This window comes from Pseudomonas sp. ASL3, assembly GCF_056680425.1.
The window spans coordinates 4287501-4301427 of the sequence record NZ_CM155281.1; the positions used below are offsets into that span (position 1 = coordinate 4287501).

At 56.2% G+C, this 13927-nt stretch carries 11 protein-coding genes and 3 pseudogenes (1 of these 14 running past the window's edge); 4 read left to right on the forward strand and 10 right to left on the reverse strand.

What is annotated here, in order from left to right; all coding sequences use genetic code 11:
* Positions 1–12: pseudogene (locus AC1MEE_RS19860) on the reverse strand (L-talarate/galactarate dehydratase) (its annotated part extends 174 nt beyond the left edge of the window); the annotation flags it as partial.
* Between the two features lie 813 nt (positions 13–825).
* Here AC1MEE_RS19860 and AC1MEE_RS19865 point away from each other — a divergent pair.
* A complete protein-coding gene (locus tag AC1MEE_RS19865) occupies positions 826–2223 on the forward strand; it encodes an amino acid permease (protein WP_480411275.1) in 1398 nt (465 codons plus the stop codon).
* A 193-nt stretch (positions 2224–2416) separates the two neighbouring features.
* Here the strand turns inward: AC1MEE_RS19865 and AC1MEE_RS19870 are convergent, their stop codons facing one another.
* Together AC1MEE_RS19870 and AC1MEE_RS19875 are read right to left on the reverse strand one after the other, a co-directional pair.
* Positions 2417–3205 carry an ABC transporter substrate-binding protein gene (locus tag AC1MEE_RS19870; RefSeq protein WP_480411276.1) on the reverse strand — a complete coding sequence of 263 codons (789 nt, stop codon included), beginning with the start codon at positions 3203–3205 and terminating at the stop codon, positions 2417–2419.
* A gap of 81 nt (positions 3206–3286) precedes the next feature.
* Positions 3287–4456 carry a M20 aminoacylase family protein gene (locus tag AC1MEE_RS19875; protein WP_480411277.1) on the reverse strand — a complete coding sequence of 390 codons (1170 nt, stop codon included), beginning with the start codon at positions 4454–4456 and terminating at the stop codon, positions 3287–3289.
* A 117-nt stretch (positions 4457–4573) separates the two neighbouring features.
* Here AC1MEE_RS19875 and AC1MEE_RS19880 point away from each other — a divergent pair.
* Positions 4574–5562 (forward strand): annotated as a pseudogene (locus tag AC1MEE_RS19880) (LysR substrate-binding domain-containing protein).
* A gap of 116 nt (positions 5563–5678) precedes the next feature.
* On the opposite strand, the gene AC1MEE_RS19885 reads toward AC1MEE_RS19880, so the two are convergent.
* The 5 genes from AC1MEE_RS19885 to AC1MEE_RS19905 all read right to left on the reverse strand — a co-directional run bounded on the left by AC1MEE_RS19885 (position 5679) and on the right by AC1MEE_RS19905 (position 9539).
* Positions 5679–6050, reverse strand: coding sequence for a hypothetical protein (locus AC1MEE_RS19885; protein ID WP_480411278.1), 372 nt, complete (start codon positions 6048–6050; stop codon positions 5679–5681).
* Positions 6051–6073: 23 nt separating this feature from the next.
* Positions 6074–7507 (reverse strand): ATP-binding protein, encoded by a 1434-nt coding sequence (locus tag AC1MEE_RS19890; protein WP_480411279.1) that lies wholly within the window; start codon positions 7505–7507, stop codon positions 6074–6076.
* Positions 7483–8148 carry a response regulator transcription factor gene (locus AC1MEE_RS19895; protein WP_480411280.1) on the reverse strand — a complete coding sequence of 222 codons (666 nt, stop codon included), beginning with the start codon at positions 8146–8148 and terminating at the stop codon, positions 7483–7485. The genes AC1MEE_RS19890 and AC1MEE_RS19895 overlap by 25 nt, the downstream gene beginning before the upstream one ends.
* Positions 8149–8292: 144 nt before the next feature.
* Positions 8293–8742, reverse strand: a complete 450-nt coding sequence (locus AC1MEE_RS19900; RefSeq protein ID WP_480411281.1) for a hypothetical protein — start codon at positions 8740–8742, stop codon at positions 8293–8295.
* A gap of 29 nt (positions 8743–8771) precedes the next feature.
* Complete coding sequence (locus tag AC1MEE_RS19905) at positions 8772–9539, reverse strand: COG4705 family protein (RefSeq protein WP_480411282.1); 768 nt, start codon at positions 9537–9539, stop codon at positions 8772–8774.
* A 442-nt stretch (positions 9540–9981) separates the two neighbouring features.
* Here AC1MEE_RS19905 and AC1MEE_RS19910 point away from each other — a divergent pair.
* Positions 9982–10809, forward strand: a pseudogene (locus AC1MEE_RS19910) (extracellular solute-binding protein); the annotation flags it as partial.
* A 90-nt stretch (positions 10810–10899) separates the two neighbouring features.
* Here AC1MEE_RS19910 and AC1MEE_RS19915 read toward each other — a convergent pair.
* Both AC1MEE_RS19915 and AC1MEE_RS19920 read right to left on the reverse strand, forming a co-directional pair.
* A complete protein-coding gene (locus AC1MEE_RS19915) occupies positions 10900–12531 on the reverse strand; it encodes a diguanylate cyclase domain-containing protein (RefSeq protein WP_480411283.1) in 1632 nt (543 codons plus the stop codon).
* 275 nt (positions 12532–12806) lie between these two features.
* The gene (locus AC1MEE_RS19920) at positions 12807–13445 is read right to left on the reverse strand and encodes a phosphatase PAP2 family protein (protein ID WP_480411284.1); all 639 of its coding nucleotides are present in this window, start codon (positions 13443–13445) and stop codon (positions 12807–12809) included.
* Between the two features lie 171 nt (positions 13446–13616).
* Between AC1MEE_RS19920 and AC1MEE_RS19925 the strand changes: the two genes are divergently transcribed.
* Positions 13617–13871 carry a type II toxin-antitoxin system Phd/YefM family antitoxin gene (locus AC1MEE_RS19925; RefSeq protein ID WP_480411285.1) on the forward strand — a complete coding sequence of 85 codons (255 nt, stop codon included), beginning with the start codon at positions 13617–13619 and terminating at the stop codon, positions 13869–13871.
* Positions 13872–13927: the final 56 nt, after the last annotated feature.

A 13927-nucleotide genomic window follows, 5' to 3' on the forward strand; every position in this document is an offset into this window, starting at 1 on the left:
TGGTTCTGCCGGTAAGCCCGTTTTCTTCGGCGAGAACCCACGCCATATGAAAAACCCGGCACTGGATCTTCGAATGACGGGACATTATTTAAGGACAACCGTCAAAAAACGCCCACTTTGGCGGGTTTTTAGCGCCCTGCGGTGCCTAGCCTCCCAGGGACTGGCCTATAGGGAAGGATGGTGGATGCCATTCACTTTCCGAGCATATGGAGGCGTGGAATGGAGAAGCATTCGGTGCTTGAACGCTGTGTGGAATGTCGCGCCAAGGGAAGTAGCAAATAGCTTGCCCCCCAAGGTGTAGCAGGCCTCACGGGAATGACAGCTTTCGGCCAAGGCTGTGTAAACCATTTTCAAGCAGCTGAGGCGGACGCAAATAGCGTCAAAATTCGTCCCTACGCAAATTTTAGGTATCCGCTTACCAAGCGGGGCGGCTACAGATTTCACGTACCAACGCAGACTTCAAAGTGACGGATGTGTTGCCGGACGGTTACCGATAAGTAGCGAGATGACAAGACCCAGCGCTTATGCGTCATTGTGCAGATCTGAGGTCGAAACTGAAGCCACTCTAGCGCGGCCTGCCCTTACTCCCTTTCCGGCAAGACTTCATGCCGCTGGAAGGCCCTTCGTGTCGGACGCGACCCCGGCCTATCGCAGCCTGGCAGCGCCTACAAAGACCGAGTTTGCTGGACGTGTTTCTATCTATCATCCGCAATTTAGAGATACTTCCTACGCAAGCCACGTTTTAGAATAGCGGCGGATTTTGGTATCGGTTCGACCTCTACCCGATTCAACTCGACTCAACATAACCATCAGAAAGGTAAAGTAATGACGGGTGAAGACCTGACGCCGGGTTTGCTCAAGCGCGGCTTGAAGAACCGCCATATCCAGCTGATTTCGCTGGGCGGTGCGATTGGTACCGGGCTGTTCCTCGGCTCTGCCGGCGTCCTCAAGTCGGCCGGGCCGGCGATGATCCTCGGTTATGCCATCTGTGGCTTCATCGCTTTCCTGATCATGCGTCAACTGGGCGAGATGATTGTCGAGGAACCGGTGGCCGGCTCGTTCAGTCACTTTGCCCACAAGTACTGGGGCGGCTATGCGGGCTTTTTGTGCGGCTGGAACTATTGGGTGCTGTATGTGCTGGTCGGCATGGCCGAGCTCACGGCCGTTGGTAAATACGTGCAGTTCTGGTGGCCCGAGGTGCCGTCGTGGGTCAGTGCGGCGGTATTTTTCGTCCTGGTCAATCTGATCAACCTGACCAACGTCAAGGTGTTCGGCGAGACGGAGTTCTGGTTCGCGATCATCAAGGTGGTCGCCATCATCGGCATGATCGTGCTGGGTGGTTATCTGTTGATCAGCGGCACCGGCGGCCCGCAGGCGTCTGTCAGCAATCTGTGGAGCCACGGCGGTTTCTTCCCCAACGGAGTCAGTGGTTTGCTGATGTCGTTGTGTTTCATCATGTTTTCATTCGGCGGACTGGAGTTGGTCGGCATCACGGCCGCCGAAGCCAGCGAGCCGAGGAAAGTCATTCCCAAGGCGATCAACCAGCTGGTTTTCCGCATCCTGATCTTCTATGTCGGCGCACTCACCGTGCTGCTGTCGCTCTATCCATGGGATCACTTGCTGCAAACCCTCGGCGCTTCCGGCGATGCTTATAGCGGCAGCCCTTTCGTGCAGATCTTCGCCTTGATCGGCAACGACACGGCAGCACAAATCCTCAACGTCGTGGTACTGACGGCAGCGCTGTCGGTCTACAACAGCGGCGTCTACTGCAACAGTCGCATGCTCTTCGGCCTAGCCGAACAAGGCGACGCCCCCAAGGCGCTGATGAAACTGAACAAACAAGGCGTACCCGTGCTGGCCATTGGTGTCTCGGCGCTGGTCACCCTGCTGTGCGTGGTGGTCAACTACGTGGCGCCCCATGAAGCGCTGGAACTACTGATGGCACTGGTCGTCGCTTCGCTGATCATCAACTGGATAGTGATCAGCCTGACCCACCTGAAGTTTCGCAAGGCCATGACGCAACAAGGTGTCGTGCCTGGCTTCAAGGCCTTCTGGACACCCTTCAGCAACTACCTGTGCCTGGCCTTCGTGGCGCTGATCCTGGGCATGATGCTGATGATTCCGGGGATCAGTATCTCGGTCTACATCATGCCGGTCTGGGTTTTGTTCATTCTGGGGCTGTACCGATTGCGCCTGGTCCGGGGGGCAGTCAGGGCTGCTTGAGGTGCTCAGCCGAGGTCAGCTCCTTGCTCACGACACCAGCATTGAAGGGGGCTTTGCTTGGCAAAGTCTTTTTCAGGGCCGTAGGAGCCCGAGCAGCGTAGCGTCTTAAACGTCATATAGAGGTCAAACCACGAGCCGCCATCATTTAATCGTGGTCTGCCCCCTATATCGGTCACTCAGGGATCAACTGATTTTACTGAGCGCCATAGACGTCGAAATCGAAATATTTCTTGTTGATGCGCGCGTAGGTGCCATTGGCAAGAATAGTCGCGAGTACCTTATTCAAATCCTCGCGCAGGGCGACATCATTTTTGCGCAAGCCGACCCCGTCACCGACGCCGAAAAATCCCGGATCATTCAGGGTGGCACCGGCGAACTCGAAGTCCTTGCCCACCGGTTTGTTCAAGAAGCCGTAGTTGGCCTGGATAGAGGCTTGCAGCGTGGCATCAAGGCGCCCCACCACCAGATCGGCGTAAACCTGATCCTGGTTCTGATAGGAGAGAATGTTGACACCTTTCGAGCCCCAAACGGCTTTGGCATAGGCTTCTTGGGTAGAGCCCTGCTCCACGCCGACACGCTTGCCTTGCAATGACTCGACTGTAGGCAGTAACGCAGATCCCCGTTTGACCACCAATCGCGCCGGCGCGTTGGACACCTTGTCCGTGAACGCAATCTGTTCCATGCGTTTTGGGGTAATGGTCATTGAGGATGCAATCGCGTCGAACTTACGGGCCAACAATCCGGGAATCATGCCGTCCCAGCTGCTTTCGACCCAGACGCATCGTGCATGCAATTCTTCGCAAAGTGCATTGGCGATGTCGATGCCAAACCCGGTCAATTGACCCTCCGGGGTTTTGTATTCCAGCGGTGGGTAGGTCGGATCGACGCCCAGCCTCAATACTTTTCCAGACCAGTCGGCAGCCCCTGCCATGGATGATGCCGTCAAGAAAGCCAGTGAAGCTGCAAGGATCTTTTTATTCATGTTTTCTCTTCCCTCTATGGCCGCAGAACCCAGTTGCCGGGTGAATGGTGTACAGACGCTCGATGCTCGAAACCTGTTGCTTCAGCTCAGAAAACGCTCAACCAATTTGACCCAGTAGCTCGCACCGACGGGCAGGCAGGCATCATTGAAGTCATAACCGGGGTTGTGCAGGAGGCAGCTGCTATCCTTCTGCCCATTACCGATCACCAGGTAACTGCCGGCGCATTTCTCCAGGATAAATGCGAAATCCTCACTCGCGGTAAAGGGGCGCAGGTCGTCGATAATCTGCTCTTCCCCGGCCCAGTCCACTGCCACTTGGCGGGCAAAAGCGGTTTCATCGGGGTGATTGATCAAGACCGGGTGGCAATGCTGATAGTCGATATCGGCATGCGCACCGAAACTGGCGGCCTGGCCCTTCACCAATTCGGTAATTCTGACTTCGAGCAGTTGGCGAATTTCAGGCGTGAGCGCTCGCACGCTCAAACTCATTTCAGCAGCGTCAGGAATCACGTTGGACGCAACACCTGAGTGGATCGAACCCACGGTGATGATTGCCATCTCTTGAGGGTTGACGTTGCGCGAGACGATACTTTGCAGCGCAATCACGATCGAAGAACAGACCACGACCGGATCGATCGCCTTGTGCGGCACGGCACCGTGGCCGCCTTTGCCTCTGACTTTGATGGTCACCGTATCGGCAGACGCCATGAACGGGCCACTAAGGAATCCCAAATGCCCCATCGGATAGCCCGGTATGTTGTGCATGGCGAAAATAGCGTCGCAGGGAAAGCGTTCGAGCAGGCCATCTTCGAGCATCTTCCTGGCACCGCCGAGCCCTTCTTCTGCCGGCTGGAAGACCAGGTGAAGCGTGCCGTTGAATGTCCGTGATTGAGCCAGATGTTTACCTGCCGCCAGCAGCATTGCCGTATGACCATCATGGCCGCAAGCATGCATGACACCATCAACGCGGCTGGCGTAGGGCAGACCGGTAGCCTCCTGAATCGGCAGCGCATCCATGTCCGCCCGCAACCCAAGTGAGCGCCCCTCGCCGTTTTTCAGGGTGGCAACCACACCGGTCTTGCCCACCCCACGGGTGACCTCGAATCCCCACCGTGTCAGACACTCTGCAACCAATTCGCTGGTGACGACTTCTTCAAAGCCAAGCTCCGGATGGGCGTGGATACTCCGACGCAGCGCGATCATTTCGTCTTTTATTACTGCAATCTCGGGCAGCACGTGGCGGGCGTTCATGGTGATACTCCTCAAGCGACCAAATCAGCAAATCCGGCCCCTCAGGGCCGCCTTCAACGTGCTGTCTGGTGCCGATCTTAGGGAGTCCACAGCGTGCCGGGCAGGCCCAGTTTGGTTATGATGACAACTGAATGTTGTCACCTGGGTAAACAGATGAAACTGCACCAATTACAAGCATTGATTGCCAGTGCGGAAACTGGAAGCATTCGTGCCGCTGCACGCTCGCTCGGCATTTCCCAGGCCGCCGTGACCCGTGCCTTAGCGAGCTTGAAACGTCGCAGCAATTGCCACTGTTCATCAGGACGCCCAGTGGCCTGAACTTCACTGAATATGGAAAGGTGTTACTGACTCACTCCAGGCTCGTTATCAAACAACTTGAGCATGCCCAGACGGAGCTCGACCACCTTCGTGGAAGGGCCCACGGGCGACTCTGCGTTGGCGTCACGCCATGGGTTGCACTGACGTTCCTGCCCGAGGTGGTGATGCTGTTTCGAGAGCGAATGCCGGAGGTCAAACTTGAGTTGTTCGAGAGTTTGATGGCCGTTGCCCAGCCTCTGCTACGTGATGGCAGCATGGATTTTGCGATTGGTCAGCTTCACCCTTCGCAGGCCACTCAGGAGTTTTCCAGCGAAACATTGCTCGATTACCAGACCTCGGTACTGGTGCGCCAAGGCCATCCGCGACAGGGGTGTCGATCGATCCACGATCTGCTCGACCAAAACTGGACATTGAACTACGCGCCGGACGGGCACGATGCGCTCATGCAGGATATGTTCTGGAGACATGGCGCTCACATCGATGAGAATCGAATCGTTCGGGCCCATTCGCTGGCGATACTGCAAATCTTGGTCGAGCGGGCAGACATGTGCACCTGGGGGCCGTCCATTCTGAGTACGGCCCCGTCATTTTTTGGCCGACTGACGTCCTTGCAACTGACCGAACAGTTCGAACCCAGGCAATTGAGCATCGTCAAACGTCGCAATGGGGCGCTCAGCAATCCTGCGGTGTGCTTTACCGATTGCTTACTGGATGTGATTCGACGGCATGCGCGTTCCGCAAAAAAAGAGGACCGCCAACTCTTCGAAACGCTGCGTCTGCTGGTCTGAGACACTCGAAACCGAGGTCTTACCGTTGCGACAGAAGTATCGCTTGTCACTGCCCCGTCAACTGCATTCGTGCTGACCAACCGTTTGTAAGGGTTTTCGATATCCTTAGCCCTGGTTCAACCTCGAGTCGAGCGCTTGCGCGCCAAGCGTTGCTGCCAGTTTCCGGCATTGGCGCGCTGACATTGCTCTTCAGTATCAAAATGCACATGGGCCGAGACCGGACTGACGAGAATATCCGCTTCACTTAACGCCACGGCAGTCAGTCCGACCATGCGTTCACCTTGCCCACTGGCCAGGGCCTGGTCCTTATTGGCCAGCGTGTCGAAGATCCAGGTGACCATCAGGCTGGAGGGGAATACCGTGTAATCCACCTCGTGGGTCAGCCAGGAGAACCCTGCAATTTCCGCTTTGGCCGTCTCACAAGACTCGGTCAGGGTAGCCACCAGGCGACGCTCGATTCGCGCCTGATCACGTTTGCTTAAAAGCATGGGTTTGATCCTTGTATGAGTATCTAAGGCTGCCGACGGGGGTGTATGGGCCGGCTATATGTTCTTTTCGCGGATGAATCCGCCCCTACAGACGGGCGGCGGGAAATCGCTAACGGCAACCACATCGAGACACACAACCCGCTTCTTCCCACCTCATCGCAATACCCCAGGCGAATCCGTGCCCCGGTGCGATCCGCTATCGCCTTGACGATGGACAGCCCCAGCCCGGACCCCAGCTCATGGCTCCCCAGGCTGCGATAAAACGGATCGAACACACGCTCCCGTTCCTCAGTTGCAATCCCGGGGCCGGAGTCCTTGATGTGCAACAGCGCCCCGCCCGCCTCCATGCCCACCGAAAGATCCACCCGCCCGCCCGGAGGTGTATAGCGAATGGCGTTATCGACCAGGTTCTTGACCATGGCGAGCAGGTCGATCTCGTTGATCAGCACCTGCACATCCTGTTCATCCTCGACGCCGATGTCGATCTGCTTGATCTCGGCCAGCGGCAGCAGGTCCTCCAACACGCGACGATAGACGTCATGCACGGAAACCGGCGATGTGGGCAGCGTCGAGGTCGATTGTGCGGTGGCCAATGCCAACAGTTGATCAATGAGCTTCTTGCTGCGCTCGATCCCCCGTCGCAACGGAAACAGTCGCTCCAGGGCCAATGTCGACATGTCTGCCGCGGCCAGGCGTTCGGCTTGCAGGGACAGGGCCGTCAGGGGCGATCGGAGTTCGTGGGCGGCGTCGGCGACGAAGCGGCGCTGGGTTTCCATCGACTGAGCCACACGGTTGAGTAATCGATTGATGGCCAGCACGAAGGAGCGGATTTCGGCGGGCAGATGGTTTTCGTCGATGGGGTGCAGTTCCTGCTCGCCGCGCCGGTCGATTTCAGAAGCCAGTGCCGCGATGGGTCGAAATAGCTTGCGCACCAGATCGGCAACCACCAGCAAGAGCACGGGAAACAAGATGAAAAACGGCAGCAGGCCGCGCCAGGCGCTCTCGCGGGCGCCCTTGTCGCGCGCGCCGGTTTCCTGCGCGACAGCTATGCGTTCGCCACTTGTCATGGTCTTGACCAGCACACGAAACGGTTCGCCACCGACCTCCAGCGTCGACAGGCCATCGGCCAGCGTGGTCGGCAGTGGCAGCGGTGCTCCTGCATCAACGTTGCCCGACGCCTTGTTGCCATCGGTCAGGTACTGAACGATGACCCTGGATTCTTCATCGTCGCCCTCGATACCCCTGCCGTGCTCCGGATGAGCCAGCGTCATCTGCTGACGCTCGAACAGCGCGGCCACCTGACGCAAGGTATTGTCCTGCATTTCGAGGGCTTCATCGAATGCAGAGACGAAGGCGAAAATACCGGCCACGATAGCGACGATCAGGATGGCCAGCGACAGGGAAACGGACAGCCTGAATTGGACCGACTCGCTCAGTCGCTTTTTGAAACCATCCATCCCATACCCCTGACATTCTTGATGACGTGGCTACCCAGCTTGCGACGCAGCGCATGGATCAGGAACTCCACCGCATTGCTTTCCACTTCATTGCCCCAGCCATAGATACGGTCTTCGAGATCGCTGCGCGAAAGAATCGCGCCCGGCCTGATCAACAGCGCCTGCAGTAGCGAGAACTCGCGGCTGGAGAGCTGGACGCCAGGATTTTCTTCGGTGCAGGCTTGTTTCGAGATCGGGTCCAGCGACACCACGCCGTTGCTGAACACGGGCAGCGCGCTGCCACCTTTGCGGCGCAGAACGGCACGCATGCGGGCCAGCAATTCCGCCATTTCAAAGGGTTTGAGCAGGTAGTCGTCAGCGCCACCATCGAGACCGCGCAAGCGATCGTCGAGGCTGTCGCGGGCAGTGATGATCAGCAGTGGAACGCCGTTGTTGCGGGCACGAATGCTGCTCAATACCTCCAGTCCGTCCTTGCCGGGCAGGCCGAGGTCAAGCAGCACCAGGTCATAATGTTGAGTGTCCAACGCAGTAAGGGCGGTCAGACCATCCGTGACCCAGTCGGCGGCGTAACTGGCATCCTTCAGTGCGCCCTGGATCGCATCCCCGATCATGGGGTCGTCTTCGACCAGCAATATCCGCATGTCCCTCTCCGGTGATAAGTGAGGCTCGACACTCACGCGGGTATACACCTGCGCGATGAGTGTCGAGCCTGCATTGAATCACCTGTTCAAGCGTGCGCGAAGCGATTTATTGGTATTGAAAACCGTCCCCTTCGCTTCTTGCTGTCATTTTTTTCCTTGCAGCGAATTGAAGGTTTTCAGCAAATCATCCATTGCCGCCTTGCTGTCGCTCTGTTTCGGGCTGCTGGCGCGCAAGTCCTCAAGCGCAAGGTCGATGGCCTTGTCCAGTACATGCCAGTCGCTGGCAGCACGGGGCTTAAGGCCGGCTTCCGCGGAGTCCCAGGACAATTCCAGGTCTTTGATTCGCGTTTTCGCACCCGGCAAGTCGTTCTTGTCGACGAGGCCGGCGACGTTTACCGCAATGCTCTGGAAAGCTGACAGGTCGCCCAGTTTCGAGGCCGAGCTCGGGACCGCGTCGGCCTGAACGCTGGCCGCGCCCGAAGTAGCGCTCGTTTTAGGGGCGTCGGCAGGTTTGGAACACCCAGCGGCCAGGCCAAACACGACGATGGCTGAAAAGATGGCGGCTTTACGAATGGCGGTTTTAACGTAGACCATGATGATTCCTTGATGAGCTTTTGAACGTGTTATTGAGTGACGAATTTGCGATTGCCGAGGCTGATCTGCGCGACGACCACCAGAATCAGGATGACGCTGAGGAAAATGGCGCTGGTCCACATGGCGCCCATGCCGAGGCCGCCATAGGTCTTGGCTTGAGTCAGCAAGTCTCCCAGGGAGGCGCCGAAAGGACGGGTCAGGATGTAGGCGATCCAGAAGGTCAGGACCGTATTGCCGCCCAGGCGCCAGACGGCGAAGGACATAGCTATCAGCGCGCCGAAAATCATAGCGCCCAGTGTAAAGCCAAGGCCCAGCGCCTCGGTGGCCAGATCGCCGGCCGCCGTGCCCAGCGCAAAGGTGCAGAGCACCGTCGTCCAATAGAACAACTCCCGGCGCGGCGTGACGATTTCATTGATGGACAGGCTGCGCTCCAACCTGTACCAGACTATGAAATTGATCGCCAGCAGTACGGAAAATACTGCCGTGCTGGCATACAGGCTGATGCCCAACTTGTCGGTGAGCACATCGGTAATCTGCGTTCCGACGACGCTCACCAGCACCACCGTAAGCCAGTAAATCCAGGGTGTGTAGGCGCGTGTGCGAAGTTGGCCGAAGAGTGCGATCGCCAGCAGTACGGCCATGCCGATACTGGTCACACTCTGTCCCAGACCGGCATCGACGGAGAGAAAGTCGGCGCCGGTTTCACCCACGGTGGTGGACATGATCTTGATGACCCAGAATGACAGCGTCACTTCGGGGACTTTGTTGAGCCAGTCAGCTTTTGTAAGCGGCTTCATGTGGGTTGCATCTCCATAACAGCGCTGCAATTGGCGCGAGGGAGAGACTACCCTGACAAACTTAGCTGGGACTGAGGGGCTAATGTAACGATGATTAAAGTTGCCGGCTCACCCTCTGGGCACTTGGCGCATGGGGCCGGCGCTTGTGGGTCAACTTCCGCCTTCGCCCTGTTCGGCCTGCTGTGCGAACCATTGCATGATCAGCGAGCACGCTGGATGAGAGGGCCCGCCCCGTCTTCGACGCCGCGCTGTCGCGCAGCAAACTGGGTCGCGATTCTGCCCGAAGGGCGTAGGAGCTGACTTGTCTGCGAAAGCCGTGACTCGGTATGCCTGAAAGACCGCAGCGTATGGTCTTCGCAGACAAGTCAGCTCCACATTGGATCGGTGCCGGACTTAAGATTTATATTTTATTTATCAGTGGGTTGAATCTAGTTCGATGGGAGCAGGGGCTATTCAGAAACTCGATAAAAGTCAGTTGCCCAACTGGAAAAACCTTGACCCAGAGTTGATGAAGAAACTGGAGGCCAATGATCCAGGCAACCAGTACGGCTATCCCTACATGTGGGGCACAGTGGGTATTGGCTACAACGTTGAGAAAATCAAGGCGATATTCGGCAGCACCGAGATCACCCGTTCCTGGAGTATGTTTTTTGATGAGAACAACATCAAGAAGTTGAGTCAGTGCGGTGTGGCGATTATCGATAACCCCACGCAGGTCCTGCCGATCACCCTCAATTACCTGGGGCTGCCGCACCATAGCCACGAGCCGGCAGATTATGCTAAAGCCGAGCAGGCGCTGCCTAAGATCAGACCTTACATCCAGTATTTCCACACATCCAAGTACGTCAGCGACTTGGCCAATGGCAATATCTGCGCCGTGATAGGCTTCAATGGCGACGTTGTTCAGGCCGCCGCCAGCGCCAAGGACGCAAAAAACGGGATCGAAATCGCCTATTCGATCCCTAAGGAAGGATCTACCCTATGGCTCGACATGGTGGTCATGCCAAAAAGCGCGCCGCACGAGAAGAACGGCTATGCCTACATGAATTACCTGTTGACTCCTCAAGTCATTGCCAATATCAGCAACAGTATCCATTACGCCAACCCCAACATTGCAGCGGATGCCTATGTCACTCCGTCCGTAAAACAAGATCCGGCGATTTATCCGCCAAAAAATGTCATGGACAAGCTGTTCACCGTAGAGGACCTCCCCGCCGCAATCGCACGGCTGAGTACTCGCCTATGGACCAAACTGAAAACCAATACATAGCGATATCTGCCCCTTCCTTGGGTTGCGGTGGCGCGACCCAAAGAAGGATGTCGCCCCGTCAAGAGCTCCCCTTTAATGGATTGTTATTGGTTAAAGCTTGTAGGCCATATACCTACCTCGTCCAGTCTTTTTAACTTGATACATCACTCGATCTGCGGCCCGCAGGAGATTATCCGAAGAACTATTCCCGTCCCCCAGCGCTATCCCTATCGAAACGCCCACGATGCAAGCTGTACCGAAAATAAAAAATGGAACTCTCAGTGCGTCGATACATTTAGCTGCGACGGTGTGTACTGTCTCTTCGGCATTGTCCCCAAGGTCACTTAGCAGGAGAACAAACTCGTCGCCACCGATGCGCGCCAAGGTATCAGACTCCCGTATGATCTTGGCGAAGCGCTTCGCTACCTGCCGCAAAACCTCGTCACCGGCCTCGTGCCCAAGAGTGTCATTGATACTCTTGAAGCCATCAAGATCCATAAACAATAGGCCGACCTGTGTTTCCTGTCGGCGTGCGAGTGCCAATACCTGGCGAAGCCGATCAGAAAGATGCGCCCTATTGGGTAAACCCGTCAGCGTATCGTGATGAGCGATGCGGGTAAGTTCAGCTTGATTGTCATTGAGTTTGACCAATAAACGATTAAACGCCGAGATCAAATGACCGACTTCATCATGACGAATGACAGGTAAGGGTTCGAGCGGCAGCTCATCCCGCGTCATGCGGTCGGCGTGCTCTGCGGCATAAAACAAATGGCGGAGGACAAAGTACAGCCCAACGGAGGAGAGAACAGCGAATACCAAAATAGCGAAAACTGCATGTTTAATCAAAAACTGCTGCATCCGCCCCACGGTGGAAAACGCTTCGCTACTCGGCAAACGGCCGACGACGAACCAACCAGCGCTTGGGACAGACACCATTGCAGCGACCTCTTCAACACCTTGGGCGTTGACCGTTATCCCTGCGCCGCGAAACCCCGCCATGGCCCGATCATGAAGTGCATTTACGCCGGGGGGTGGTGTTGGTTTGAGCACCATATCAGGCTGCGAGGATGCGACAAATAATTTATCTCGTGGGGAAACAAGCAAGAGCCCGCCCGTTGCATTACCCATTCGACTCTGGAGCAACGAATCAAGAAATCCAGGGGCGGCCAGTGCCGTGACGCCAACCAGAACAGCTTGAACCTCACCGTTTTCATTCTTTATCGGAGCAGACATTGGCAGAACCGGTTCTTTTACGGCTGCGCCAACCACCGGGCGACCGATAAATGAAGCACCGGCTACTCCAGCCTGAATGTAGTCACGGTCAGCGTAATTGCTATTCACCGAATCCCGCAGAACGGGATAATCCGCGATTGGAACCCCATTGGAACTCACCACGAAAAATCCCGCAGAAAACAACGGCTGATATTCGAAACGCTCTTTCAGCCACGCACGTAGCTGCTCAGGCTGCGCCAGCAAACGAATCGGCAGGGAGGCAGCAAGGCGCTCAAGCAGGACCTGACGTTGAACAATCTTTCCATCAATATCGTGGGCGACATAAGTAGCCAACGCTAATTGGTGGTTCTCCACTACCGAGCTCAAATCCTCCCGAAGAAATTGGGTTAACACGTAATAGCGCATGACAGAACCAGAAATGACAATGCATAGCGCCAGTACCAGCAGTCGAGTAACAATGCTATTGAAAATACGAGAGAGACTTATGCGCACATAATAATTTTTTAGCATCTTGGGAGTATACCCGAGGGACAGCATTTATCGACCCGCGGGGCCCGGAAGAGAGGTTGTCGCGTGAACCGCAGATATATGCAGTAGCGCTCCCTGCGGAGGCGGCCCGCTCATCCTTCAGAACATAATTAAGCATGAGGATTGGACGTTTACCTGTTGCACCCCAGAGCGCAAAAGCTAAACGGTGGTCAAGTCGATGCAATGACACACAGGCGTTTTCTCGGCGCTGGTTCGCCCTTTCATACCTGAAAAAGCCCGCACAGGCGGGCTGGTGATCAGATCGACGGCCTTATCTGCAATTGTTCTTCTGGCGTTCGCCACTCAGGCTGCTTGAAGGCTTTCTGCCCTCCTGAAATCGATACCGCAATACGATTCAGCACCCGCTCGGCTGTGTGTTTTGGCGTGGCGGTATTGAAGGCCATGAACAGGATCCCGAGCACCAGCGCGGTAGGAGGGACTTTTCTGACCTCTGTGTCTTCCAGGCAATACAGGAACACACAGGCGGCTACAGTGCCCAGAAGCGCCCCGGCAATAGCTTCCGACAGCGGATGTAGATAGGGCGCCACGCAGTTGAGACTGAACCACCATCCCATCAACAGCCCCAAGCCGGCTGCCGGCCAGCGGAGGTGATGACTGATCTGTCGTGCAAGCAAGCTCAGGGCCACCGTCAGAACCAGGCAGGTGTTCATGGCGTGGCCGCTGATGACCGAGATGTCCAGGCTCTCCAGCCCAATACCCCAGCCCTTGAAGATGATTTTGCTGATCAGGACAATGGAATAGACGATCAGCAAAGTCGCTATCCATAGCAATAATGATCGTCTTGACCTGGAATACCAAAGCCAGATTCCGACGACCACAGCCGCGGGAAGCATGACGGTAATGCCTCCGTACTGAGAGAACTCTGCCAGCGTCATACCCAATCCAACCTCTAATCAGCGCAACTCAGGCCTGCATGAGAGCAGAATTTGCGCTTCGTTCGCCAGTGCTACAGCGAATTTGCCATGATCTCGATAATGGCTTTGTCGTTACCCTTGAAAATATGTACGTGTTTATGTACGTTTTTTTGCATTCAGAAGGACCTCAACATGCAGACAATCAACTACACCACCGCCCGTGCGCACTTGTCCGAAATGATGGACCGAGTCAACGAAGATCGCGCCCCGCTGCTGGTAACTCGCCAGAAGGGCGAGCCAGTAGTGATGATGTCTCTGGCCGACTTCAACGCTCTGGAAGAAACCGCCTACCTGCTCCGCTCACCCGCCAACGCGGAACGCCTGATCAAATCGATCAATAGCCTTCACAAAGGTAAAGCGCAAGTCAGGAGTCTGATTGAAGAGTGAGGGCGCCGTTCACTTCAGGAGCCTGGGAAGACTCTCTCTGGTTCATCATAACGACG